The sequence below is a fragment of the Chitinivorax sp. PXF-14 genome, assembly GCF_040812015.1.
Taxonomy (GTDB): Bacteria; Pseudomonadota; Gammaproteobacteria; order Burkholderiales; family SCOH01; genus JBFNXJ01.
Window position 1 is genome coordinate 130113 of record NZ_JBFNXJ010000005.1, and the last position, 24513, is coordinate 154625.

Sequence of the window (24513 nt, forward strand, 5' to 3'; positions counted from 1 at the left end):
ACCGGCCAGCAGCGGGGCGACCGCGCGGGCCCGGGAAATGGGCTGGCGGCATGGGGCCGCCAGCGGCAGGCGATCAGTTCTTGGTCCAGCCCTGATAGCTGGCGATGTTGTCCTTGGTGATCGGCGGCGTCGGCAACAGCAGCGTCGGCTGGGCCGGGCGCTTGCCATTCATGATGTCGTAGCCGACGCGGATCGCTTCGGATGCCATCTTGTAGGGGTTTTGCGCGGTCGACACCGCAAACAGCCCCTTCTTGTCCTTGAGTGCGCTCTCGGCATCGGGCGCACCATCCACCGAGGCGATCAGCTTGAGCTCGGCGCGGCCGGCCTGCTTGACGGCCAGCTCAGCGCCGATCGCGGTCGGGTCATTGATGGCGAACACGCCGTCGATCTTCGGGTGGGCGGTCAGCAGATTGGCCATCACCTCCATCCCGCCATCGCGGCTGCCCTTGGCATCCTGGTTGTCGGACAGCACCTTGATGCCGGGGAACCCCGCCAGCACCTTCTTGCAGCCCTTCACGCGGTCGATCACCGAGGTCACCGGCGGGCCGTTGACGATCACCACATTGCCCTTGCCGCCGAGCTTCTGCGCCAGAAAGCGACACGATTCGGAGCCCGCCATGGCGTTGTCGGACATTACCGTCGCATCGGCGCCTTCCGCCCCCACATCCACCGCCATCACCACGATGCCGGCGGCGCGCGCCTTCTGCAGCGCCGGCGCAATACCCTTCGGGTCGGCCGCGTTGACGAGAATGATGTCCACCTTGTTGGCGATGAAATTCTCGATCTGGCCGACCTGGGTGTTGAGGTCGTACTTGCTCGATACCGTGGTGACCTTGACGTTGGCGCCGGCAATCTTTTTAGCCGAATCTTCCGCGCCGCGGCCGATGGCGACGAAGAACGGGTTGGCCAGGTCCCCCACGGTGACGCCGACGGACTTCAGCGGGCGCGCGGCCATGGCCGGGGCGGCAAGGCCCGTGATGACAGCGGCGGCAAGCAATGTGTAGGCGGTTTTCATGTTGTCTCCTGATATCTGATGAGTAGTCTCGACGCGGACGACGTCTGGCTCGCCACACCGAACTCAACGTAGGCCATCGCACCGATGGCAAAAACTATACACGTGAAAATTTTTAACAACAAGCCTACTCGTGAACATCAGGGATAGGTTATTTAGTTACCTTAAACTTAGCCAAAACTCGCCAACGCTAGGTAGCAAAATTTCACAAAGGCTAGAAAATTTGAGGGGGCCGCCCGCCACAACCATCGACAACATCAAAACTTGACGCTATACAAATCGCCACAACACTGCTACGGCAGGCCATACCAACCAAAGCCAGCCCAGGCTTGAGCGAGGCAATGTCAACTTATTTTCACCTATAATTTGACACGTAAATAATGTAGAATACCGGGCATGAAGACCCCTCCTCCGCCCCCCATGCCCGAGCAGAGCGCCGGCCCTGCCGGCGACGGCAGCCTCGTCACCATGCATGACGTCGCCCAGGCAGCCGGCCTGTCGCGCGCCACCGTATCGAAATACTTCAATGCCGACGACGGCCTCAAGGCCAGCACGCGCGCCAGGATCGAGAAGGCCTGCCGCGAGCTGGGCTATGTGCCGCAGATGCACGCGGTCAGCCTGGTCAAGGGCAAGTCCCACCTGGTGGGGGTAATCGTGCCGGCCATCGGCGAACCCTTCTTCGCCATGATGCTCGAGGTGCTGGAGCGCGAGGCGGCGCGGGTCGGCCTGCAACTGATCATCCAGAGCTCGAACAACGATCCGGCCCGCGAGGCCGCCGCCCTGCTCGCCTTCCGCGCGATGAAGCTGCATGGCGTGATCGTCACCGTGCTCGATGCCGAACAGAACCGGCCGCTGCTCGACAAACTGGAACAGGAGATGCGCATCGTCCACCTCGACAGCTACCTGCACCCGAACTGCCATTACGTCATGAACGACAATGTGCAGAGCATCGGCCTGATGACCGAATACTTCCTCAGCCGCGGGCGGCGGCCCTGCTACCTGGGTGCGCCGAAGATCGCCAACCCGTCGCGCGACGAGCGGCTGGCGGGATATGTGCAGGCGATGGAAAGGGCTGGCGAGACACCGCGCGTGATCCCGGTCGACACGCAGGCCTCGACCTGGGCCTTCGAGGCCTATGCCTACGAGCAGACGCTGAACTGGCTCGGCAGCGGCGAATGGCTCAAGGCCGAGATCGACGGCGTGATCTGCGCCACCGACCGGCTGGCGCTGGGGGTGATGCGCGCCTTCCGCAAGATCGGCAAGGAACCCGGCCGCGACATCTGGATCAGCGGCCACGACGACCTGGGCTTCGCCGAATACATTCAGCCCGGCCTCACCACGCTGCGGCAGGACATCGACAGCATCGGCCGCGCCGCGATCGAATGCCTGCAACTGCCCGACGAGCACTTCAGCGCCGATCGCCCCTATTTCCAGCAGCGCTTTCCTGGGCGGCTGGTATTGCGCGAGTCGGCCTAGGGCTGGGTGACGCTACCCGCAGCGCTGTGCCGCGTTGATGTGCCGGCGGGATGACGTACCGGTGTCGATGAGCAAGCCTGCGCGATGGGGGCTCAGCAGCCCGCCCTGTTCGCGCCGCGAACCCGCCCGCAGGCAGCGCCCATCGGCCAGCCCAGCCGGCTTAGTGCATGGGGCCGGCGCCATGCAAAGACAGCGGCACCCAATAGGGCGACGGCCCCGTAACCGGCGCCCGCCGCCGACTCAGTAACGATACTGCTCCACCGCCGCACGCATCTGCCCGGCCAGGCCATCCAGCTCGTCGGCCGTCGAGGCCGTCTCGTTGGCAGCCTGACTGCCCTGGCGCGCCAGGCTGGCGATATGTTCGACGCGCGTGGCGATCGCGCTGCTGGCGCGGCTGTTGGCCTGCATCGCCTGCGAGATGTCGGCCACCACCTGCAAGGTGCGGTCGGCCGCCTGCTGGATCTGCACCACGGTGTCGCCGACAGTGCGGGCCTGCAACACCCCTTCATCGACACGCGCGACGGCTTTCTGCATTTCCTGGGCGGCACGCATCGATTCATCCTGGGTGCGTGCGATGATCTGCGAGATCTGCGTCGTCGACTGGGCGGTGCGCTCGGCCAGCTTGCGCACCTCGTCCGCCACCACCGAGAAGCCGCGCCCGGCCCCGCCGGCCCGTGCGGCCTCGATGGCCGCGTTGAGCGCCAGCAGATTGGTCTGCTCGGCCACCTCGCGGATCACCAGCAGCACCTGCGAAATCTGCCGGCTCTCGGTCTCCAGCGCCGCGATCTGGCTCGATGCAGCGCCGACGGCCTCGGCGATCTCGTGAATGTTCTTCACGCTGGCGGCGATCACGCTCGCGCCATTGCGCGCCAGCTCGCCCGACTGGCTGGCCAGCTGGTGGGTCTCGGCGGTGTGCGACGACTCGGCCAGCGCATGCGCGCTGTCGGTCAGCCGCCGTGCGGCGTCGCCCATCTTGCGCATATTGGCCTGCATCGCGCCGAGCAGATTGTTGAAGACACCCGCCATGGCGCCCAGTTCGTCCCGCCGCTCGGCCGGCAGGCGGCGCGATAGGTCGAGGTCGCCGGCAATCGCCGCCACGGTGCGCTGCATCGCCTGCAGCTGGGTGACGATGCTCCTGCCGAACAGCCAGGCAGCAATCCCCACCGCCGCCGCGCCCAGCACGATCAGGCTGATCTGCTGCCACACGGCGGCATGCCAGGCCGCCTCGGCGCCCTGCTGCTCATTCCGGGCGTCGCCATCGGCGCGAGCCACCAGTCTGGCGAGCGCGAGCTCGGCCTGCTCGGCGGCCTGAGCCGCCGTCGTCGTGGCGAGCTTGAGCGCGGCCTGGTTATCGCCGCTCTCGGACTTGAGCCGGATCTGCTCGTGAACCTCGCGATAAGCCTTGAACTGGGCGGTAAAGCTGTCGAGCAGCGCGCGGTCGCCCGCCATGTAATGGTGTTGCGCCAGCTTGTGCAATTGCGCGTCGATCGCCTGCTCACGTGCTTCGAGCTGCTTCTGGATCGACTCCATGCGATCGGGGTCGATTTCGAGGATGTGCTGGTAGCCGAGAATGCGCACCTCGTGGAACATCGCCTTCATCTGGTCGATGCCCTGCAGGCGCTCCACCGCGAGCACGGTAACGCTGGCCACGGCCTGGTTGAGCCGGCTCATTTGAAACAGCGATACCGCGCCGACCATCAACGAAGACAACAAGGCAAAAGCAGCAAACAGATAGATCCGGGCACGGATGGTCATGACGGGTGGGGAGCGATAAAAGATTCGTAAATCATAATTTGCTAATATTAAAAACATGTGACATCTCCTCACCGCCTACCGCCTGGGCGCGTCGCCAGAGGCCTGCCTATACTGATGGTACTAACAACTTGTAAATTGATTTCCACATGCGCATACGCCATTCAATCCACGCAGGCCTCGTGCTGATCGGCCTCCTGGCTGGCCCCGCAGGCTGGGCCCGCAGCGCCATGGAAATCGCGGTCGAGGATGATGCCGCGCCTTGGTCGGCCAGGGATGGCACGGGTTTCGCCAACGACGTCGTGACGGCGGCCTATGCGGCGGTCGATACCCCTATCTCGCTCAAGGTCGTGCCCTACTCCCGCTGCAAGGCCCTGGTCGTCAACGCCGTGGTGCCGGCCTGCTTCAGCATGTCGTGGTCGCCCGAGTTGAAGGGTGTCGTGGCGTTCTCGCAAATGCCGATCTTCTCGGTCAGGAGTCAGTTCTTTCAGAGCACGGTCAGGCCCATCGGCGTCGACCACGCGGACCAGCTACCGCCCGGCACGGTGGTCGGGGTCGTGAATGGCTACGAATATCCCGATGCCGTCTACCACTTGCGCGATGAAGGCATCCTGCGTTTCGAGCCGGCGAATTCGGAGCAGATCAACCTGAAGAAACTGGCCATGGGGCGCATCCAGCTGGCGCTGCTCACCGACAATCGGATCAAGCCGAGCGAGGCGCTCATCGCCAGCGCAGGCGTCCGCGGACAGGTGCAATACGCCTTCGATGCCGGCGATATGCCCGCCTATATCGGCTTCAGCCTGCTGCATCCCGCCGGCAGCGAGGCAAAGAAGCTGTTTGATCGTGGTTACAGTGTCATTCGCGCCAACGGCACCCTGAAGCAGATCGAGAAGAAATGGAAAATGAGCTGACGACCTGTTCGCGCCCGCCATACCCGAACCACTCGATCCATCCGAAATGCCTCTCCGCCGTGACCGTATGTGACGTGGCGGCTCGACCGGCAGCAACGGCCGACCACGCCACTGCTGTTCGGCATCGGCTTGCTGGCGATCGCCTGGACGCGGCACGCCACACGGCCAGGTGCGAAGTAAGGAAACGACGGTCAGATTCAAAACATAAACCCGCTGCGTGCGGGTTTTTTGTTGTGCCTTACGGCCCGCAACGGCAAGCCCGGGCCCACCGCCCGCCAGGCGCCCTTGCGCTGGCTATCGCCCGGCAGCAGGCACCACGCGGCCAGTTTCATGCGGGGCATCACATATGGTTAAATTGCCGAGGCCCCGCCCCACCACAAGGAACCACCCCGATGAAATGCTGGATACTTGCCGCCGCCCTGCTCGCCGGCACAGTCATGGCCGATTGCGTGAACAAGTTCGACGATCCGTCCGGCAACAATTACCGGGTCTGCCGTAACGAGCGCACCGGCGAGGTCAACATCGAAGGCTACAACACCAAGGATGGCTCGATGTGGCGCCAGACCATGCGTCGGGACGGCAGCTACTACGGCACCGACAAGGGCCAGCACTTCTACAGCGGCGACCAGCCCTCGGGCTACTACCAGAGCATGGATCCGAAACACCCGATCACCTGCATCGGCAACGGCTCGGCACGCATCTGCAAGTGAGGCCGCGCCGCCCCTGACGGCATCCGCCGCGATGCCGCCACGGCCGCGTCAGGCGGTATCAGCATCCGCATAAAACAGGTGAAACCAGCACCGCCATCGGCAATCAACCGCCACACCAGCGCATCCTGCCGCAATGGGCGAAGCCGTCCGGCGACGTCAAAGACACTCAGCCCAAGCGATGCCATGGCCCCGGGGCTGGGCAACCGCCCAGCCAAGCCTGCCCCTAGCCTTGTCCAACAATGCAAAACGGCCCGCTTGCGCGGGCCGTTTGACTTGCCATTGACCTGGACTGCTTACTTCACGGCCACGGTATCAGCTACGTCCTGATACTCCTTGATCTCGTTGAAGTTCAGGTACTTGTAGACCGAGCCGGCGTTCTGGTTGATCACGCCGATGTTGGCCATGTACTCGTCGTAGGTCGGGATCTTGCCGAGCATCGAGCAAACCGATGCCAGCTCTGCCGAACCGAGGTACACGCGGGTGTCGAGGCCCAGGCGGTTCGGGAAGTTACGGGTCGAGGTCGAGAACGCGGTCGAGCCCTTGCGAACCTGTGCCTGGTTACCCATGCACAGCGAGCAGCCCGGCATTTCCATGCGGGCGCCGGTGCGGCCCAGCACGCCGTAATGGCCTTCTTCGGTCAGCTGCTGCGCGTCCATCTTGGTCGGCGGGGCAACCCACAGGCGAACCGGGATGTCGCTCTTGCCTTCGAGCAGCTTGGAAGCCGCGCGGAAGTGGCCGATGTTGGTCATGCACGAACCGATGAACACTTCGTCGATCTTGTCGCCAGCAACGTCGGACAGGGTCTTCACGTCATCCGGGTCGTTCGGGCAGGCAACGATCGGCTCCTTGATGTCGGCCAGGTCGATTTCGATCACGGCAGCGTATTCGGCATCGGCATCGCCCTTCAGCAGCTGCGGCTTGGCAATCCAGGCCTCCATCGACTTGATGCGGCGCTCCAGGGTGCGCGGATCAGCGTAGCCATTGGCGATCATCCACTTCATCAGCGTGATGTTCGACTTCATGTACTCGATGATTGGCTCTTCATCCAGGTGAACGGTACAACCGGCAGCGGAACGCTCGGCGGATGCATCGGACAGCTCGAACGCCTGTTCGACCTTCAGCTTCGGCAGGCCTTCGATTTCGAGAACGCGGCCGGAGAAGATGTTCTTCTTGCCCTTCTTCTCGACGGTCAGCATGCCAGCCTTGATCGCGTACAGCGGAATCGCGTTGACCAGGTCACGCAGGGTGATGCCAGGCTGCATTTCGCCCTTGAAGCGGACCAGCACCGATTCCGGCATGTCGAGCGGCATCACGCCGGTCGCAGCGGCAAACGCCACCAGGCCGGAGCCGGCCGGGAACGAGATACCGATCGGGAAACGGGTGTGCGAGTCGCCACCGGTGCCCACGGTATCGGGCATCAGCAGGCGGTTCAGCCAGGAGTGGATCACGCCATCGCCCGGGCGCAGCGCAACACCGCCACGGCTGGAGATGAAGGCTGGCAGCTCGTGGTGCATCTTGACGTCAACCGGCTTCGGGTAAGCAGCGGTGTGGCAGAAGGACTGCATCACCAGGTCCGCGGAGAAGCCCAGGCAAGCCAGGTCCTTCAACTCGTCGCGGGTCATCGGGCCGGTGGTGTCTTGCGAGCCAACGGTCGTCATCTTCGGTTCGCAGTAGGTGCCAGGGCGCACGCCCTTGCCTTCCGGCAGGCCACAGGCGCGGCCAACCATCTTCTGCGCCAGCGAGTAACCCTTGCCGGAATCGGCCGGATCGTGCGGCAGGCGGAATTCGGTAGAAGCCGGCAGGCCCAGCACTTCACGCGCCTTGGCGGTCAGGCCACGGCCGATGATCAGCGGAATACGGCCGCCAGCGCGGACTTCGTCGAGCAGCACATCGGACTTCAGGGAGAATTGGGCGATCACTTCGCCGTTCTTCTCGACCTTACCTTGGTACGGGTAGAAGTCGATCACATCGCCCATGTCCATCTTGTTCACATCGACTTCGACCGGCAGCGCGCCAGCATCTTCCATCGTGTTGAAGAAGATCGGGGCGATCTTGGTGCCGAAGCAGAAGCCGCCGAAGCGCTTGTTCGGAACGAAAGGAATGTCGTCGCCGGTGAACCACAGCACCGAGTTGGTAGCGGACTTGCGCGAGGAGCCGGTACCGACCACGTCGCCGACGTAGGCGATCTGGTTGCCCTTGGCTTGCAGGGCGGCCAGTTGCTTGATCGGGCCAACCTTGCCGGCGTCGTCGGCTTCGATGCCCGGACGCGGGTTCTTCAGCATCGCCAGGGCGTGCAGCGGGATGTCGGGGCGCGACCAGGCATCCGGTGCGGGCGACAGGTCGTCGGTATTGGTTTCGCCGGTGACCTTGAATACGGTCAGGGTGATCTTTTCAGCCAGTGCCGGGCGCTTGGTGAACCATTCGGCGTCAGCCCAGGACTGGATCACGGCCTTGGCATTGGCATTACCCTTGTCGGCCAGTTCCTTGACGTCGTGGAAGTAGTCGAACATCAGCAGGGTTTTCTTCAGGCCTTCGGCGGCGATAGCGCCCAGGGCAGCGTCGCCCAGCAGGTCGATCAGCGGCTTGACGTTGTAGCCACCGAGCATGGTGCCGAGCAGCTCGGCAGCCTTTTCGCGGCTGATCAGCGGGCACTTTTCGGTGCCGAAAGCGACGGCGGCCAGATAGGAGGCCTTGACCTTGGCGGCATCGTCCACGCCCGGCGGCACGCGGTTGGTGATCAGGTCGAGCAGGAAGGCTTCTTCACCAGCCGGCGGGTTCTTCAGCAGTTCCACCAGGCCCTCGGTTTGCTGGGCATTCAGGGGAAGAGCGGGAATACCAAGCGCAGCGCGCTCGGCGACGTGTTGGCGGTAGGCTTCAAGCATGACGTTGACCTTTGTCGACAGGTTGATCGAAGGCGGCTTGCCGGCGTGGATGAGTGGGCCGGCCAGCCCTTTTTAGTGGGCTGTAGGTTACGCCGAACGTACGATTGACACAAACGAGTATTTGCCACACCTCATGTGAGATAAAATCACACAATGACCGATCACCTTCCCCCTCTCAATGCGTTGCGAACCTTCGAGGTAGCGGCAAGGCTTGGCAGCTTTTCGGCAGCAGCCGGGGAGCTCTTCGTGACCCACGGTGCTGTGAGCAAACAGATCAAGCAACTCGAGCACTGGCTCGGCGTCAAGCTGTTCGAACGCAGCGGCCGCCGCGTCAAGCTCACCGATGTCGGCTGGCGCTATCTGGTGCAGGTGCAGGATGGCCTCGACATCATCGCCAGCGCCACAGCCCAGCTGATGCAGCCGAACCAGCAACGGCGGCTGGTCATCAACTCCACGCCAACGCTGGCGATGCACTGGCTGCTGCCCTTGCTGCCGCAGTTCCAGCGCCGCTTTCCCGATGTCGACCTGCGCCTCAACACCTCGGATCGCGACATCGGCCGTCTCAATGGCGGCTTCGACATCGCGCTCCGGCGCTGGCCCGGCGACTGGACCGGCTACATCGCCAAGCCCTTTCTCGATGAATGGGAGCTGCCGCTGTGCAGCCCTGCCCTGCTCGAACGCCTGCCGATCAGAACGGCCGCCGACCTGGCCAGCCATACGCTGCTGCACGCCGATACGCGGCCGATCGCCTGGCAGCGCTGGCTCACGCTGGCCGGCGTGCCGGATCTGAAACCGGCACGCACGCAGCAGTTCGATCACTTCTACCTCGCGCTGCAGGCCGCGATGGATGGCCTGGGCGTGGCGCTGGGCCCGCTGCCGATGATGCAGGCCGAGCTCGATGCAGGCAGCCTCGTGGCGCCGCTGTCCGACCCGCGTGTGCCGGTGCGCGGCTATTGCTGGATCGTGCCGCGTGCAATGATGAATGACCCGACCATCGAGGCATTCTGCCAGTGGCTCGAAGAATCCGCGCGTTCGCTCACGCCGGCGGCACGGGCCGTGGTGCCGCGCCAGGCATGAATCGGGCAGGATCAGGGACGGCCTGCGTCGGCCCGGACGGCTGGTAAAGCCAGCCTTTTGTGGCGATACATAATAGAATCACGCCAGAATCCGTCATTCTGCAGCACCACGATCAGGAGTCCCCCGATGCCGTTTCGTCCAACCACGCTGTTCGCCTGCCTGCTGCTTGGCTGGCTTGGCACCGCCACGGCGGCGGAGAGCGACGAGGAAGACCTGGCGCTCGCCTTCGGCGACACGGCATCGATCAGCCTCGCGACGGGCAGCAAGCAGACATTGCGCCGCGCCCCCGCCGTCGCCAGCGTGATCACAGCCGACGAGATCAAGGCGATGGGCGCGACCGACCTCGACGAGGTGCTGGAGACGGTGCCCGGCATGCACGTCACACGCACCCCCGTCGTCTGGCAGCCGATCTACGTCATGCGCGGCATCGCCAGCAGCCCGACCAACCCGCAAATCCTCATGTTGCAGAACGGCGTGCCGATGACCACGCTGTATACCGGCGACAAGGGCAATATGTGGGGCGGGCTGCCGCTCGATAACATCGCACGCATCGAGATCATCCGCGGGCCGGGGTCGGCGCTGTACGGCGCTGACGCCTATGCCGGCGTGATCAACATCATCACCAAGACCGCCGCCGACATCGACGGCACAGAGTTCGGCGTACGCGACGGCGCATTCAGGACGCGCGACGTCTGGCTGCAGCACGGCGGGCAGCTGGGGCCCGTGGCCATGGCGGGTTACCTGCGCTGGGGCAAGACGGACGGCGAACACGAAACGATCGAAGCCGACGCGCAAACCGGCCGCGACAAGGTGTTCGGCACCCATGCAAGCCTGGCGCCGGGCCCGGTATCGACGGGGCGCGATGCGCTCGACGCGGGCCTCGACCTGAGCCTCGACAAATGGCGCCTGCGCGCGGGCTACAAGCTGCGCGACAAGCTGCAGACCGGCGCCGGCGTGGCGTCCTCGCTCGACCCGGACAGCTATGGCAAGAGCCAGCGCATCACCAGCGACCTGTCATGGGCCGACCCGCAGCTTGCTAACGATTGGGGCGCGGGCGCCACGCTGAGCTATCTGTCGTGGATGGAGCGCACCGACGACACCAATCTGATGCTGTCGCCACCGGGCTCGCGGTTTCCGCTCGGCAGCTTTCCCGATGGCTTCATCGGCGGCCCCAACCGCTGGGAGCGGCAGCTGCGCCTGTCCGGGTTCACCACCTACACGGGTTTTGCCGGCCACAGCATCCGACTTGGCGCGGGGCACGACGACCTGAACCTGTACAAGACGACGACCAACAAGAACAACCTGCTGACCCCGCGCGGGCCGCAGCCGACCGGGCCGGTCATCGAGTATTCGGACATCCAGCCGCACATCACGCCGCATCGCCGCAAGAATGACTACGCCTACCTGCAGGACGAATGGCAGCTCGCCCGCGACTGGGCGGTGACAGCCGGCCTGCGCCATGACCGCTATTCCGACTTTGGCGGCACCACCAACCCGCGCGCCGCGCTGGTGTGGGATGCCAGCCTCAACCTGACGGCCAAGCTGCTGTATGGCAAGGCCTTCCGCGCGCCGGCCTTCATCGAGGCCTATGGCATCAACCCGGTCAACAGCGGCAACCCGGGCCTGAAGCCCGAAAGCATCCAGACGCGCGAGCTGGCCCTGGCCTGGCAGGCGCGCAAGAACCTGCAACTGAGCCTGAACCTGTTCCGCTACGACATGAAGGACGTGATCCGCGTCGTCGCCAACCCGGTGGCCGGCACCGGCGGCACCTATCAGAATATCGGCGCCCAGCGCGGCCATGGCGGCGAGCTGGAGGCCGGCTGGGACGTCGACAGCCGGCTGCGCGTCAGCGCGAACTATGCCTACCAGCGCTCGGTCGACATCGGCACCGGCCTGGATGCCGGCTACGCGCCGCACAGCCATTACTACGCGCGCGCCGACTGGCATTTTCTCGACAACTGGCTGCTGAGCGCCCAGGGCAACCGCATCGTCGAGCGCAAACGCATCGCCGGCGACCCGCGCACCGCGGTGCCGGACTACACGACGGCGGACCTGACCCTGCGCGCGCAGGTCACCAAACAGCTCGAAGTCAGCGCGTCGGGCCGCAATCTGTTCGACGCGACCGTGTTCGAGCCGACACCGCCCGGCACCATTCCCGGCGACCTGCCCATGCCCGGTCGCGCCTGGTATGTGCAGGCGGTCTACAAACTCTAGGCCACGCCCAGCCAGGCCTGCCATGCAGTCGCGCCAGTGCATTAAACGGCCGGTTTAATGACAAATCGTCCATTGAGGACGAGTGCGAATGTCTTGAGCGTAAGGTAGCCGATGAAGGCGTTGGCGCACCCAAAAATGGGCAGGGACAGAATACGTGCCGAGGCGACGCCGCTGATCGCAAGCTTCAGGGAGCAGATCGTTGTGGCTGCGATACCGAACGTGTACGACCAGTACGACATGGCGAACGGTTGCTCGCCAAGCCACAGTCTCATTCTCATGCCTAGCAGCAGCTGAAACAGCCCGTAGCCCCACAACATCAGTAGCCAGGGCTCGTGAGCACCGGGCGACAGCATCAGGCAGGCCATCCCGCAGACGACCGGAGGCGCGAACTGAATGCCGATCAAAGGACGCTGTGGTACGGGCAGGGGCTCGGGGCCGAGCATACGCTGGATCATCAGTGATTCGAGAGCGAGCCAGGAGAACACCCCCGCACCGAGGAAAAGCCAGCCCCACGAGGCCAGCCCGAGCCCACCCAGAACCGCAGCGCTGGTGAAGTTGCCCGCCACTGTCGGTAAATATACCGTGGGCACCGTGTCCAGATGGTTGCGCCCACCGCGCCACACCGTGCCGGTGTGCCACAGCGAGAACAGCAGATGTGCCGTCAGCGCAACCGCAGCCAGGCACTCGGTAGCGGTGCGTGAATAGGGCAATATCGCCATCGCAACCAACATGGTGGCAATACACATGAGGGCAGGCGTGCCGCCTTGCACCGGATGCATGGCTTCGGCAAGCGCGGCCTGAGGGTGCCGTAACGCCTGGTACAGATACGTGATAAGCAGCGCAGCCCAGATCAGGGTCGCCAGCAACAGCACCCCTTCGCCGATGACTCTAGGCAATCCCCAGAGCACGGTGGCGGCGCGCCAAGCCTGCCCCATGCCGGCAAGCCCAAGGATCATTCCGAAATAGGAAGCGGGAATACGTGCGGACGACATGAGTATCCGATCAGAGCAAGCGGAGAGCAGAGACTGTGTCGCGAAACGTCAGGAAACGATCTCCTTGCGACAATCAGGGGTAACCCCGCATTTGATGATATCAAAATATAGTTGGCGCAATATTTTGCACTTATCGTCCTTCGACGATTAAGGGCACTCCGTACGACGCAACCGCATTCGTTCCAGCACAAGGGGGCTGCTGACGCAGGCTATTTCGTTTCAACCGAAAACGGAATGTCCAGCGCAATCGTCATCGCCCTTGGCGGCGGATCGTAGGGCATGACGGCGCGCACAGCGCGCATCGCCTGCTCATCCAGCACAGCATTGCCGCTGCTGGCTCTCACCATGAGCGAACCCGGTTCGATGCTGCCGTCAGCCGCCAGCCGGAAAACAACCGTCGGCGCGCCGGTTGCGCCATGTGCCTCAGAGGGATAAGACAACTTCGCCTTGACTGCTTTTTTCAGCGCGGCGAGAAAACGGCGCTGGGCATCGAGCTCCAGATCCTCGTGGCGTATGGTTTGCCGGATGCTATCCTCCGGCGCTGCTCCCGCCGGCCGGGGCGGCTCTGCCGCAGCAGGCGGCGGCAATGCCTCCGCTTCTTCCCTGACCTCACTGGTCTTCACGGGGCTGTCGACAGGAGCGCGCTTCATCGGCTGCTCCGTCTTTGGCGATGGCGGTGACGCCGCTTGTGGTGGGTGCGCCGCTTGCGGAGCTCGTGTCGCGGGCGGAGAAGCGATCTGCTTGCCCGAATGCAATTCCTCCGTTTGCCTCTCGGCAATCATGCCAAATAGCTCGACCACCAGCTTGTTGGGCTGTTGCGGCTTGTGGGCCCAATATTGGACCATGCCAAATGGCGCTGCGAAGAGAAGATGCACAAGGAATGACGCGAGCAGGCCTTTCCTGAATGTCCAAGCTTGCATCATGGCAATTTGGTTGAGCCAGAGGCTCTCTGTCGATTCTTGTTTCACGGCCTTCCGCTCTGCTGTGTCTGGACCGCCACGCGCGAGAACCCGGACTGTTTCAGGGCGTCGGCGACATCGATGAAGCGCTGCAGCTGAACGGTTTTGTCGGCGCGGAGCAGGAACGGCGTGCTCTTAGGAAACGAGGCGGTCGCAACGGGCAATGCTTCGGGAGCGATGGCCTTTCCATCGAGGAATACACGGCCCTGGGCATCGATCTCGATGATGCGGTTACTGTCCTTGTCCAGGGCGCTGCCCGAAGCCTGCGGCAAATGGACCGGAATTCTGCCACTAGCAATAAAGGTAGAGGTCGTCAGCACGATGGTCAACAGCACGAGCATGATGTCGATGAACGGAATCATGTTCATTGATTCGAAGGGCTTATCCTCCACGGGCGATTCTCCATTCGAGCGTCAGTACCCTGGCCCTGCGCAGCAGCGCGTTATAGAGCACCACCGAGATCAGCGCCACGACCAGCCCTACCGCCGTGGCCTTCAATGCCAGCGCCAGGCCGGTCATGATGTGTGTCGCATCGACATTGGCGTTCTGTCCCATGTGATAGAAAGTCAGCATGATGCCGAAAACCGTACCCAGCAGCCCGAGATAAGGCGCGTTGCTTGCCACCGACGCAATCACGAAAAGCCGCCGGGTCAGCACCAGCTCCAGCGAATCGCTGTCACGGATCGATGAGACATCGACCGAGCGATAGAACGACCATCGCTCAAATCCAATTGCTACAACCACGATACTCAGGCAGATCAGCAAACCGATTACCCCATAATCGACGAGCACATTCAACCAGTTCATATTGTCAGTACTTTCTTTTCTGTATTTATCGAATCAAAACACCATGCCAGCCTGAAGCAGGAAGCGCGTGTGGTCGTCCTTCAAGACCGAGGCAGGCCAATTGCCGAGCGCGTATGCCGCCTGGGCGCGGAGGAAAAGGCTGTTCCACGACAGGGTGTAGCCAAGCCCCGCGTCACTCAAATTCACTTTGTTGGTTTTCGTATAGCTGGCGTCGTACAGATTGATATGCCCGGCATCGGCGAACACACTCACCGAGTGCTGAGTACCGGCGAGATTCGGCAGGGCGTAGCGCAACTCGACGTTGGCGAGATAGCCACTGTCGCCGCTCACCGTCTGTTCATAGGATATGACGTCGCGCGTGCCGGAAATCATCAGCTGCTCGCTGCTGTCGAGATTGCGGTTCAGCGCCTGTTGCGCGCTGAGCGTGGCGGATGTCGTCAGCGTCTCGGTCAGGGCAAGGCGGCCGAGCAACGAGATGTTGGCGCGCCCATAGTCGCCAACGGTATTTGCTCCCGCCCTGTTGTTCGCCTTCATGGCCGCCTCGTCGATATCCAGATGCCCCCAGGTCAGGCTGCCGGTGGCGCTGAAATAGGCATCGCGGCCGAACATCTGGCCGTACCGTTCATGCATGAGCCCCAGCGTGGCGGCGTAGGCTTTCTTGGTCGTCACCTGATTTCCGGCATCTGCGGACAGGACTTCGTCGCGCAAGTTGCGGCCAACCAGCCCGAGCGAGGCGGTCAGATTCTGGGCACGGGAACGCTCGATCGGATACGAAAAGCTGGCTTCCACCGAAGACGCAGCACCCTTGGCATCGAGCGGGGTGTAGATGTCGCCCAGTTTGTAAGTGCTGTTGGTCACGGCCAGTTCGCCGCGCAGCCCGCTGGTGCCGAGCGGCGCGGAATAGGCGAGCCGGCCGTTCAGCAGGTTGCCGTTGTCGCTACCCATGCCGGAGAAATCGAGCTTGTCGCCGAGCGCCAGCGGCGAATTGAGCGAGGCGCCCAGGCTGATGCGGTTGCGGCCGGTATAGCGAGAGCCGTAGTTGTCACCCAGCAGATAGCCATTGAAGCGGGCGCCGGGCTGGATCTCGATGTCGAAGTCGGATGTCTCCGGCGCGCTGCCCGGGGCTATGCTGACCTTGGGCAAGCTTGCTCCGGGCAGGCTGCCGACGAGCAGCATGGCGCGTTCGATGTCGTCGCGGGTGACGGCCTTGTCGCCCGCCAGGCCGGCGAAGTAACCGCCGATCAGGGCATCGCGCACCAGGGATTTGTTCTGCAGCGAGACCTTGCCATACTTGCCGGCTACCACGCGAATGATGAGCGTACCGCTGCTGGCATCCTGCTTGGGCACATAGGCACGGGCCACCATGTAGCCGTGGCTCCGGCAGAGTGCGGTGACACGATCGGCAGCAGCTTCAATCTCGGCCATCGTCAGGGCGCGGCCAAGATAGTCGGCAACGGCCGCTTGCAGCTCGGCTTCGCCCAGGAAGTCAGCCCCCTCGAAGCGAAAGGCCTTGACCATCAGCGTCTGCCCGGCGGGCAAGACCAGTGGCGCCGCCTCCTGTTGTTGAATCACCGGCTCGGGGGCCTTGCGCGGTGCCTGTGGAAGTGTGGGCCGGGTTTCCTGCAGCACTTTGCCGGCGTCGACGGGAGGAGGCGTCTGGGCATGGGCAACGACAGAAAGCAGTGTTGGGGCGAGAATGCGGCCAATACGAAAGGTCGAGCTCTTCATTATCGAAAGCAATCGAAAGAAAGGATGTCAATGCGGAGACGAAAGAACCTTCTCCATCGTTTTTAACAAAGGAGAAGGTTTTCTCAAGTTACAGCGACTTATAGCAATTGTTGGTCAGCCAGGTGTTCCAACTGGAACCACCTACACCAAGGTAGGAAAGAAATGCCGTGGCATACGCTTGAGCGGTCGTGCTGGTAACCGTCAACTCAACGTAGGCTTGGGTCGTGTAGTAGTCGGGAAATAACACGTACTGATCCGCGGCATAGGCCGAACCCGCCCATACGGAGCATACCTGCGCATAAGAGACGAAGCCGGCCGTCACCCGGTTGTTGGCAACTGCTTGTAACGTGTAGTCGATGTTGCTGTACTTACAAACCCATTGGCCTGCGCTCAGGAAAGCGGAGCAGTTGGCAGAGACATTGGAACCGGCCGTACCCAGATTGCCATCACCTGGCCACTGATGCATGTTGTTCGTGAACAAGGAATCACGCCCCATGATTTGCCCTGCAGCCACCCCATAAGGCGCGACCGAGGGGTCGCCGACAGCCAGATACGTCACGGCAGGCGAGGAAGGGGAACGCTTCAGCTTTACATAGTTGGGAATCGCAGGGAGGCTGGAGGATGAGCGCACTGCCGATGCACCGGAACCAGCCGCCAACGCAGTAGTCAGGTAGTTGGCCGCACGATAGCTACCGCTCGTGGCGGCATACGCGTTGGGAGATAGAACGAATGCAGGAATTCCTTTTGCATAATTGACAGGGCTGGCGTAGTTCAATTTTTGAGTGACAACGTCTGCCGGCTTAGACGTATCGGCTGAAAAGAAAATGGCGTACTGCGGGCTGTTGCTCGGCACGATCGAGTTATACAAATTTCCCGAAGAATCCTGACATAGCGTGATTTTATAGCCCTGGCTATTTGCATAAGTGGTAGCAAGAGAATTCAGCGGCGCATAGAAGTTCGACGCGACTGCGATGCTAAAGGCTACGCTCCCCGATGAGCCTACGGTATTGCAAGTGGCTGCATATGCCGTGGTCGATGAAATCAAAAAAGCTGCGACACCTGTCGCGCGCCAAAGAATCCGGAAACAGTATTTCATTTTTATTCTCCAAGTGAATAACGTGCATTCCCACATCAATACCACTCATAATTTCTGGGCCGGCTATTTCCCCACTTTTTTCTCCTCATCCAGTTGAAAAATCTTCCCATCCACTTCGATGGTGCGAATATCTACTGAGTATTCCGCTGCGGAGAGCACTATGTTCTGATCAAGGATGTTTGCCATTGGGGATCGAACGGAGGTGTTGTCCGCCAGTGAGGGCTTTGGCGTGGCGGTGCCGAGGGTCTGGGCAACTTGGCTGCTTCCGGTCGTCACGGCAGCCTCTTCGAATACTTTCTGTTTTGCAGCTGCGGCTACCGCTGCTTCGCGTTCTTTTGCAGCGGCTGCGGCTGCGGCTGCCACTGCTTCACGCTCTTTTTCGGCTGCTGCCGCTGCTGCTTCACGTTCTTTTGCTGCCGCTGCTTCACGCTCTTTTTCGGCTGCTGCTGCCGCGGCTTCGCGAGCCGCGGTCACTTGGCCGATGGTGCCGTTGGCGTAGTACTTGGAATCAGCTAACTGACTACCGGTGAGACCAGTAACCTGGTAGGTGCCGCTACCAACTGCCCTGAAGAATGCTTGAGGGTTGGCATCGGCGTTGTAATAGCTGTTCGTAGTCGAGCTGTCGTTCATGAAGCCGACCAAGCCCCCAGAACCGAAGTAAGTGTTATCGTAAGCAGTCGCCGCACCTTTGGCGTAGCTATCGCTTATCGTCGAATACACCGCCTGTCCAATCAGCCCCCCGACCGAGCCATTACCGCTGACATTTCCGTCGGCATGGACACTCGATATTGAAAAATTATTGGCACTCCCGATCAGCCCCCCTGCACCAAGGGTATAAACGCCATCAACGGCCGCCACATGGACATCACCCGTCGCATAGGCATTTCGGAGACTGGCTTTAATACCGGTACCGCTTTCCGCATAGCCCATCAAGCCGCCAACATAGCTGCCACCACCGTTGGCTGAAACGTTGCCCGTTGCAAAGACATTGGTAATTGAAACGCTGCCTGAGTGTGTGGACGATGAGTCGCCGACAATGCCGATCAGGCCTCCGATATATGCGCTTGAGAAATTCGGCGTAACGCGGTATAGGCCTGTTACGTTGCCGGTAGCGTATACATTGTCGATATTTATCCCGGCAAAGCTTGTAACGCCTCCGATTAGCCCACCAAGGTAAGCGCCACCGGTCACGGACCCTGTTGCAAATGAATTGGTCAGACTGTCGGCGCTTGATGATTGGTAATTGCCGATCAGGCCGCCGATTTGAGTGACGTTGTTGATGGTGGCGGGAACGCCATCCGCGTACCTGAAATCCAAGTTGCCAGTAGCATAAGAATTCGCCACGCTGCCGACCATCCAGCCCACCAGCCCGCCGCTGGAGCCGCCACCAGCACGGTAAATACTGCCCATCCGAACGGTGATATTTCCAGTCGCATGGGAATTGCTAATCTCGCCCTCCAAGTGATTGGCGATCCCACTGCCGCTGCCGCCATCAGTGGCATTGGTGATGTTGACCGTCGAATAGCATGAATCGATCTTGCCGCGGAAGTAGCCGACCAGGCCGCCATTGCCCCCACCCAAGGCATCGATGGCACCGGTGCTGTAGAGGTTGCGCAGGGTTCCCTCACCTTCGCCCAGTACCGTGCCCAGTGAGATAGAGCTACTGTTTGTGATATGAACGACTTCCAAGCCCAGGTCGCGGATCATGACGGGCCCGGAATCCGTTCCATTGCCGATCAGGCCGGCACTATATTGCGGATTGTCCATCGTGAAATGGCTGATCTTGTGGCCCAAGCCAGCCAAAGTTCCAGCGAAGAAGTAGACCGGAGCGATGCCATACGTCGTTCCAGCTGCATCCCAATCGCGTGCAATCGCGTAATACCCGCTGACCGTGTCGAAGCTGCCATTTCCCGCCGAATCCGTGTGATCCAGCGCATCGAACTGACTCATGCTGTAAATCAGCGTGTAGTCATTGCCGTTGATCGTTAGGCCTTTGGTATTCGCACTGTTGGTGAAGGTGACGCTGCCATAGATGCCGCCACTGGTGTCCCGCTTGGCCACCGGCTTGCCGGTGGCGTCGAGTACCGCGCCGCTGTAGCTCGCCTTGGTCCGGATGTTGTAATCGTTGCCGTAGTTCATCACCAGCCCGGCACTGGCGCCGTTGATGGTGATGGCATTATTGATGTTGATGTCGTGCACCGCCGTCAGCGTCAGGCTGTTGTTGCTTGACCAGGTGACGGCATCGTTGATGTTGAGGTCGCCGTTGCTACCGTGGCTCCCCGAGGCAGATTGAATCGTGGTGCTGCCCTGGGTGTCGAGGTAGTTGCTCAGGAAGGCGCCGGTCATGTCGCCGCCGCTGGAGGCAATGGTGAAGTCCACCGGCTTGATGAGCCATTTTCCGTTCTTGCTGTCACTCGATTTGGTCAGCAGGCGCGCGCTGTCGGCAACCTTGACCTTGTCGCCGCTGGTTTCGATGAAACCGCCATTACCGCCGGTTGGCGCACTGGCGTCCAGCGTGCCGTCCACGCTGGTCGTGCCGCCGTGGGCGTAGAGTTCGACTCGCCCCGTCAGGTCGTCGATGGTGCGTGCCCGGACGATGCCGCTGTTGTTCACCTGCGCGCCGAGCAGGTCGTCTGCCGCCTTGGCGGTAAGCAGCACCGTGCCACCGTCGGCGTAGATGGCTTGTTTGTTCTCGACCAGGGCGTTAAGCGTACCTTCGTCGAGGGTGACGTTGAGCAGCGAGTCGCCGTTGAAGTTGAGCGTGATCTTGTTGCCTGCGCTCAGGACGACGGTGCCCTTTGTGGCAGAGATGACGCCCTGGTTCGATACCTTGTCGCCGAGCAGGGTGACGTAGCCACCCTCTTTGGCGGTCAGGGTGCCGAGGTTGATGACGGAGCCGTTGCCGTTGCCCTGGAAGACGTAGTTGCCGGCGTTGAAGTCTGCATCGCTGATGTTGCGTGTGCTGGCAACAAGGCTGCCGACGTTGACGCTGCTGCCTTTACCGAAGAGGACGCCGGCAGAGTTGACGATGAAGACCTGACCGTTGGCGTTGAGGGCGCCATCGATGACGCTTCGTTCATTACCAATGACACGGTTGAGGGTGACGGCGGAGACGTTGGGCTGGTTGAAGTTGACCGTTTCGTTGCCGGCAACGGAGAAGCCTTGCCAGTTGATGGCGGCTTTCTGGGTGCTCTGGTTGATGCTGGTGGTGTTGCCGGCCTGGCTGATCGTTGCGGTGCCGCTCGTTACCGTGCCGCCCGTGGGGGCGGCGAGCGCCAGCGTCGGGGCGAGCAAGACTGCCGCCAGCAGGCGCTTGCTGCCTTTGCCCCGCCCCTTGGCCGATTCCGGTACGGCTATCCAGGCGGATTGGAAATCACTCCAAACTAGACGATAGCAGTGGTTCAGCGACGGGCGTTTCATAGGGGGCTCCAAAAGACGGCGACGGTTGGCGGTGTAGCGGGCTTTCAGTGTTGGGACGGGCCCGACCACAGGTGCGGAGAGCGGTACTCCTTGCGCTCGCAAAACGTGACAGAAGCAGCAATCGCTATATTTACTAGTATATAACGATTGTCAGCCTTGACGCGAATCAAGACCATAGACGGTTTGTGGGTATTTACAAGGAAAAACGTTCATTTCAGGCCAATCACTCATAAGTCGAGCATGACAAAATGATAATCGCTATATATTTCTGTAAATTTAAAATACTGATCTTAGCCTGAGCCAGACCCGCAGATTCTTCGTGAGTATTTACAAAGAGAAGCGTGTCTGCCGGGCCGATTATTCATAAGACGGCAGCAACGTCTTGGCTACTCACACCTAGCCGCACCAGGGCGGATACGGCTGGCCGCCCGGCCCGCCACGGCGCATGGCGCTCACCTGGCAGCCCGCCATGGCAGCGTCCATAATGAACCACGCCCATCCCGTGCCGGGACCGTCGGGCAGCCGGTTTCATCTCCCCTTCTCCCTTCCCGCTGGAGCTGCCATGAGCCACAACCTGTTCAACACTCGCCAGACGCTGTCCCTGCCGTCCGGCAAATCGCTGACCTACTACGCCCTGCCCGCGCTCGAACAAGCCGGCGTCGGGCCGGTGTCGACGCTGCCGGTGTCGATTCGCATCGTGCTCGAATCGGTGCTGCGCAACTGCGATGGCAAGAAGGTCAGCGAGGAGCACATCCGCCAGCTCGCCAACTGGAAGCCGACCGCGGCGCGCTTGGACGAGATTCCCTTCGTCGTCGCCCGCGTGGTGCTGCAGGATTTCACCGGCGTGCCGCTCTTGGCCGACCTGGCGGCGATGCGCAACGTCGCGGACAAGATGGGCCGCGACGCGAAGCTGATCGAGCCGCTGGTGCCGGTCGACCTGGTCGTCGATCACTCGGTGCAGATCGACTACTACGGCAACAGCAGCGCGTTGCGCATGAACATGGAGCTCGAGTTCCAGCGCAACGGCGAGCGTTACCAGTTCATGAAATGGGGCATGCAGGCCTTCGACACCTTCAAGGTGGTGCCGCCCGGCATCGGCATCGTGCACCAGGTGAACCTCGAATACCTGTTCCGCGGCATCCAGCAGCGTGACGGCGTGGCCTTCCCCGACACGCTGGTCGGCACCGACAGCCACACCACGATGATCAACGGCGTCGGCGTGGTCGGCTGGGGCGTCGGCGGCATCGAGGCCGAGGCCGGCATGCTGGGCCAGCCGGTGTATTTCCTCACACCGGATGTGGTCGGCGTCGAGCTCAGGGGCAAGCTGCGCGAGGGCATCACCGCGACCGACCTGGTGCTGACGGTGACCGAACTGCTGCGGCGCGAGAAGGTCGTCGGCAAGTTCGTGGAATTCTACGGCGAGGGCGCCGCCAGCCTGTCGGTGGTCGACCGCGCCACAATCGGCAATATGGCGCCCGAATACGGCGCCACCATGGGCTTCTTCCCGGTCGACGAGAAGACGGTCGACTACCTCAAGGGCACCGGCCGCAGCGATGACGAGGTCGCGGCGTTCGAGACCTACTTCAAGGCGCAGGGCCTGTTCGGCATGCCCCGCGCGGGCGAGATCCACTACACCAAATCGCTGACGCTCGACCTGGCGTCCATCGTGCCCTCGCTGGCCGGCCCCAAGCGGCCGCAGGACCGCACCGAGCTGCCGCGGATGAAGGACAGCTTCAACACCCTGTTCAGCAAGCCGGTGGCGGAAAACGGCTTCGGCAAGGCAGCAGCCGAGCTGGGCCGGCGCCATGCCGTGCGCCAGGCCGCAGCACAAGGCGGCGACAACCAGCATCTCAACCTCGGCCACCCGGCGCGCAACGTGGTCGAGATGGTGGACAACCGGCCCTCGCCGGATCATGTCGCGGGCCACACGACAGCAGCCGACCTGGGCCATGGCGACGTGCTGATCGCCGCCATCACCAGCTGTACCAACACCTCGAACCCCGGCGTGCTGATCGGCGCCGGCCTGCTGGCCAAAAAGGCGGTGGAAAAGGGCCTGAGCGTCAATCCACGGGTCAAGACCAGCTTCGGCCCCGGCTCGCGCGTGGTGCCCGCCTACCTGAATGAAACCGGCCTGCAGCCCTACCTCGACCAGCTCGGCTTCAATATCGCGGCCTTCGGCTGCACCACCTGCATCGGCAATGCGGGCGACCTCGCCCCCGAGTTCAACGACTGCATCGTCGAGAACGACCTCGTGTGTACCGCCGTGCTGTCGGGTAACCGCAATTTCGAGGCGCGCATCCACCCCAACATCCGCGCCAACTTCCTTGCCAGCCCGCCGCTCGTCGTCGCCTTCGCGATCGCCGGCCGCGCCAATATCGACATGGAGACCGAGCCGCTCGGCACCGGCAAGGACGGCCAGCCCGTCTACCTGCGCGACATCTGGCCCGCTAGCGACGAAATCCAGGCGCTGATGTCGCACGCGATGAACCCGGCCGTATTCCGCAAGCTCTATGGCAACTTCACCGAGGGCCACGACCTGTGGAACGCCATCCCGGCGCCCGCCGGGCAGGTCTACACCTGGCCGAAATCGACCTACATCGCCCGACCGCCATTCTTCGACGACTTCGGCATGAAGCCGGGCAGCATCGGCGACATCCGCGGCGCGAAAGCCTTGCTGATCCTGGGCGACTCGGTGACGACCGACCACATCAGCCCGGCGGGCTCGTTCAAGGAAAGCACGCCGGCCGGGCGCTACCTGGTCGCCGCAGGCGTGCAGAAGCCCGATTTCAATTCCTACGGCTCGCGCCGCGGCAATCACGACGTGATGGTGCGCGGCACCTTCGCCAACGTGCGGGTGAAGAACCTGATGCTGCCACCAAAAGCAGACGGCACGCGCGTCGAGGGCGGCTACACCCTGCTGGATGGCCAGCAGACCACGGTGTACGAGGCGGCAATGGCCTATATCGGGCGCGGCACGCCGACCATCGTGTTCGCCGGCGAGGAATACGGCACCGGCTCCAGCCGCGACTGGGCAGCCAAAGGCACGCAGCTGCTCGGCATCAGGGCGGTCTGCGCGCGCAGCTTCGAGCGCATTCATCGCTCCAATCTGGTCGGCATGGGCGTGCTGCCGCTGCAGTTCAAGGGCGAGGACAACATCGAAGGGCTCGGCCTCATCGGCGACGAGACCTTCGACGTACTCGGCGTCACCGATGCCCTCAAGCCGCAGCAGGACCTGACGCTACGCATCAGCCGGCCGGATGGCAGCACCCGCGACGTGCCGGTGCTGTGCCGCATCGACACGCCGATCGAGGTCGACTACTACCAGCACGGCGGCATCCTGCCCTATGTGCTGCGCGAGCTGCTGGCCGGTGGCAGCTGACGCGGCACGCGGCAAGGCTCAGCCAGTCATGCGCAAATTGGCATGGCCGCAGGCGGGAAGGCGGGCCACCATGGCCCGGCGCCCATCCCCAGTGGGCG

Annotated in this window: 16 protein-coding genes; 6 read left to right on the forward strand and 10 right to left on the reverse strand. The window is 62.5% G+C overall.

The genetic code is table 11. The features are described from left to right. Positions 1–73 precede the first annotated feature (73 nt). Positions 74–955, reverse strand: coding sequence for an ABC transporter substrate-binding protein (locus ABWL39_RS08325; RefSeq protein WP_367789309.1), 882 nt, complete (start codon positions 953–955; stop codon positions 74–76). A gap of 453 nt (positions 956–1408) precedes the next feature. Here ABWL39_RS08325 and ABWL39_RS08330 point away from each other — a divergent pair, with 453 nt between their 5' ends. Then, on the forward strand, positions 1409–2488 hold the full coding sequence (locus ABWL39_RS08330; RefSeq protein WP_367788962.1) for a LacI family DNA-binding transcriptional regulator: 1080 nt from the start codon (positions 1409–1411) through the stop codon (positions 2486–2488). A 240-nt stretch (positions 2489–2728) separates the two neighbouring features. Here the strand turns inward: ABWL39_RS08330 and ABWL39_RS08335 are convergent, their stop codons facing one another. Then, the gene (locus tag ABWL39_RS08335) at positions 2729–4243 is read right to left on the reverse strand and encodes a methyl-accepting chemotaxis protein (protein WP_367788964.1); all 1515 of its coding nucleotides are present in this window, start codon (positions 4241–4243) and stop codon (positions 2729–2731) included. A gap of 179 nt (positions 4244–4422) precedes the next feature. Here ABWL39_RS08335 and ABWL39_RS08340 point away from each other — a divergent pair, with 179 nt between their 5' ends. Together ABWL39_RS08340 and ABWL39_RS08345 are read left to right on the forward strand one after the other, a co-directional pair. Continuing rightward, positions 4423–5151 (forward strand): substrate-binding periplasmic protein, encoded by a 729-nt coding sequence (locus ABWL39_RS08340; RefSeq protein ID WP_367788966.1) that lies wholly within the window; start codon positions 4423–4425, stop codon positions 5149–5151. Between the two features lie 392 nt (positions 5152–5543). Further along, complete coding sequence (locus ABWL39_RS08345) at positions 5544–5861, forward strand: hypothetical protein (RefSeq protein ID WP_367788968.1); 318 nt, start codon at positions 5544–5546, stop codon at positions 5859–5861. Between the two features lie 293 nt (positions 5862–6154). Here ABWL39_RS08345 and acnB read toward each other — a convergent pair whose 3' ends face one another. After that, positions 6155–8743: a bifunctional aconitate hydratase 2/2-methylisocitrate dehydratase gene (gene acnB, locus ABWL39_RS08350; RefSeq protein ID WP_367788970.1), complete on the reverse strand. Its 2589-nt coding sequence runs from the start codon at positions 8741–8743 to the stop codon at positions 6155–6157. A gap of 153 nt (positions 8744–8896) precedes the next feature. Here acnB and gcvA point away from each other — a divergent pair, with 153 nt between their 5' ends. Next, positions 8897–9820: a transcriptional regulator GcvA gene (gene gcvA / locus ABWL39_RS08355; protein WP_367788972.1), complete on the forward strand. Its 924-nt coding sequence runs from the start codon at positions 8897–8899 to the stop codon at positions 9818–9820. Between the two features lie 126 nt (positions 9821–9946). Then, positions 9947–12034, forward strand: coding sequence for a TonB-dependent receptor plug domain-containing protein (locus ABWL39_RS08360; RefSeq protein WP_367788974.1), 2088 nt, complete (start codon positions 9947–9949; stop codon positions 12032–12034). A 41-nt stretch (positions 12035–12075) separates the two neighbouring features. On the opposite strand, the gene tehA is transcribed toward ABWL39_RS08360, so the two are convergent. The 7 genes from tehA to ABWL39_RS08395 all read right to left on the reverse strand — a co-directional run bounded on the left by tehA (position 12076) and on the right by ABWL39_RS08395 (position 21036). Next, a complete protein-coding gene (tehA, locus tag ABWL39_RS08365; protein WP_367788976.1) occupies positions 12076–13026 on the reverse strand; it encodes a dicarboxylate transporter/tellurite-resistance protein TehA in 951 nt (316 codons plus the stop codon). 209 nt (positions 13027–13235) lie between these two features. After that, positions 13236–13994, reverse strand: coding sequence for a TonB family protein (locus tag ABWL39_RS08370; RefSeq protein ID WP_367788978.1), 759 nt, complete (start codon positions 13992–13994; stop codon positions 13236–13238). Continuing rightward, on the reverse strand, positions 13991–14377 hold the full coding sequence (locus ABWL39_RS08375) for an ExbD/TolR family protein (RefSeq protein ID WP_367788980.1): 387 nt from the start codon (positions 14375–14377) through the stop codon (positions 13991–13993). The genes ABWL39_RS08370 and ABWL39_RS08375 overlap by 4 nt, the downstream gene beginning before the upstream one ends. Continuing rightward, entirely contained in the window at positions 14367–14792 is a 426-nt protein-coding gene (exbB, locus tag ABWL39_RS08380; protein WP_367788982.1) for a TonB-system energizer ExbB, read from the reverse strand. The genes ABWL39_RS08375 and exbB overlap by 11 nt, the downstream gene beginning before the upstream one ends. 33 nt (positions 14793–14825) lie before the next feature. Continuing rightward, on the reverse strand, positions 14826–16520 hold the full coding sequence (locus ABWL39_RS08385) for a ShlB/FhaC/HecB family hemolysin secretion/activation protein (RefSeq protein WP_367788984.1): 1695 nt from the start codon (positions 16518–16520) through the stop codon (positions 14826–14828). Between the two features lie 88 nt (positions 16521–16608). Next, positions 16609–17616: a substrate-binding domain-containing protein gene (locus tag ABWL39_RS08390; RefSeq protein WP_367788986.1), complete on the reverse strand. Its 1008-nt coding sequence runs from the start codon at positions 17614–17616 to the stop codon at positions 16609–16611. Positions 17617–17679: 63 nt separating this feature from the next. Further along, positions 17680–21036, reverse strand: coding sequence for a filamentous hemagglutinin N-terminal domain-containing protein (locus tag ABWL39_RS08395; RefSeq protein WP_367788988.1), 3357 nt, complete (start codon positions 21034–21036; stop codon positions 17680–17682). A 562-nt stretch (positions 21037–21598) separates the two neighbouring features. Between ABWL39_RS08395 and acnA the strand changes: the two genes are divergently transcribed. Further along, on the forward strand, positions 21599–24415 hold the full coding sequence (gene acnA / locus ABWL39_RS08400; RefSeq protein WP_367788990.1) for an aconitate hydratase AcnA: 2817 nt from the start codon (positions 21599–21601) through the stop codon (positions 24413–24415). Positions 24416–24513: the final 98 nt, after the last annotated feature.

Coding starts and splice junctions, on each gene's coding strand:
- ABWL39_RS08325 (WP_367789309.1), bottom strand. CDS start 955: ATGGCCGCGCGCCCGCTGAAGTCCGTCGGCGTCACCGTGGGGGACCTG.
- ABWL39_RS08330 (WP_367788962.1), top strand. CDS start 1,409: ATGAAGACCCCTCCTCCGCCCCCCATGCCCGAGCAGAGCGCCGGCCCT.
- ABWL39_RS08335 (WP_367788964.1), bottom strand. CDS start 4,243: ATGACCATCCGTGCCCGGATCTATCTGTTTGCTGCTTTTGCCTTGTTG.
- ABWL39_RS08345 (WP_367788968.1), top strand. CDS start 5,544: ATGAAATGCTGGATACTTGCCGCCGCCCTGCTCGCCGGCACAGTCATG.
- acnB (WP_367788970.1), bottom strand. CDS start 8,743: ATGCTTGAAGCCTACCGCCAACACGTCGCCGAGCGCGCTGCGCTTGGT.
- gcvA (WP_367788972.1), top strand. CDS start 8,897: ATGACCGATCACCTTCCCCCTCTCAATGCGTTGCGAACCTTCGAGGTA.
- ABWL39_RS08360 (WP_367788974.1), top strand. CDS start 9,947: ATGCCGTTTCGTCCAACCACGCTGTTCGCCTGCCTGCTGCTTGGCTGG.
- tehA (WP_367788976.1), bottom strand. CDS start 13,026: ATGTCGTCCGCACGTATTCCCGCTTCCTATTTCGGAATGATCCTTGGG.
- exbB (WP_367788982.1), bottom strand. CDS start 14,792: ATGAACTGGTTGAATGTGCTCGTCGATTATGGGGTAATCGGTTTGCTG.
- ABWL39_RS08385 (WP_367788984.1), bottom strand. CDS start 16,520: ATGAAGAGCTCGACCTTTCGTATTGGCCGCATTCTCGCCCCAACACTG.
- ABWL39_RS08390 (WP_367788986.1), bottom strand. CDS start 17,616: ATGAAATACTGTTTCCGGATTCTTTGGCGCGCGACAGGTGTCGCAGCT.
- ABWL39_RS08395 (WP_367788988.1), bottom strand. CDS start 21,036: ATGAAACGCCCGTCGCTGAACCACTGCTATCGTCTAGTTTGGAGTGAT.
- acnA (WP_367788990.1), top strand. CDS start 21,599: ATGAGCCACAACCTGTTCAACACTCGCCAGACGCTGTCCCTGCCGTCC.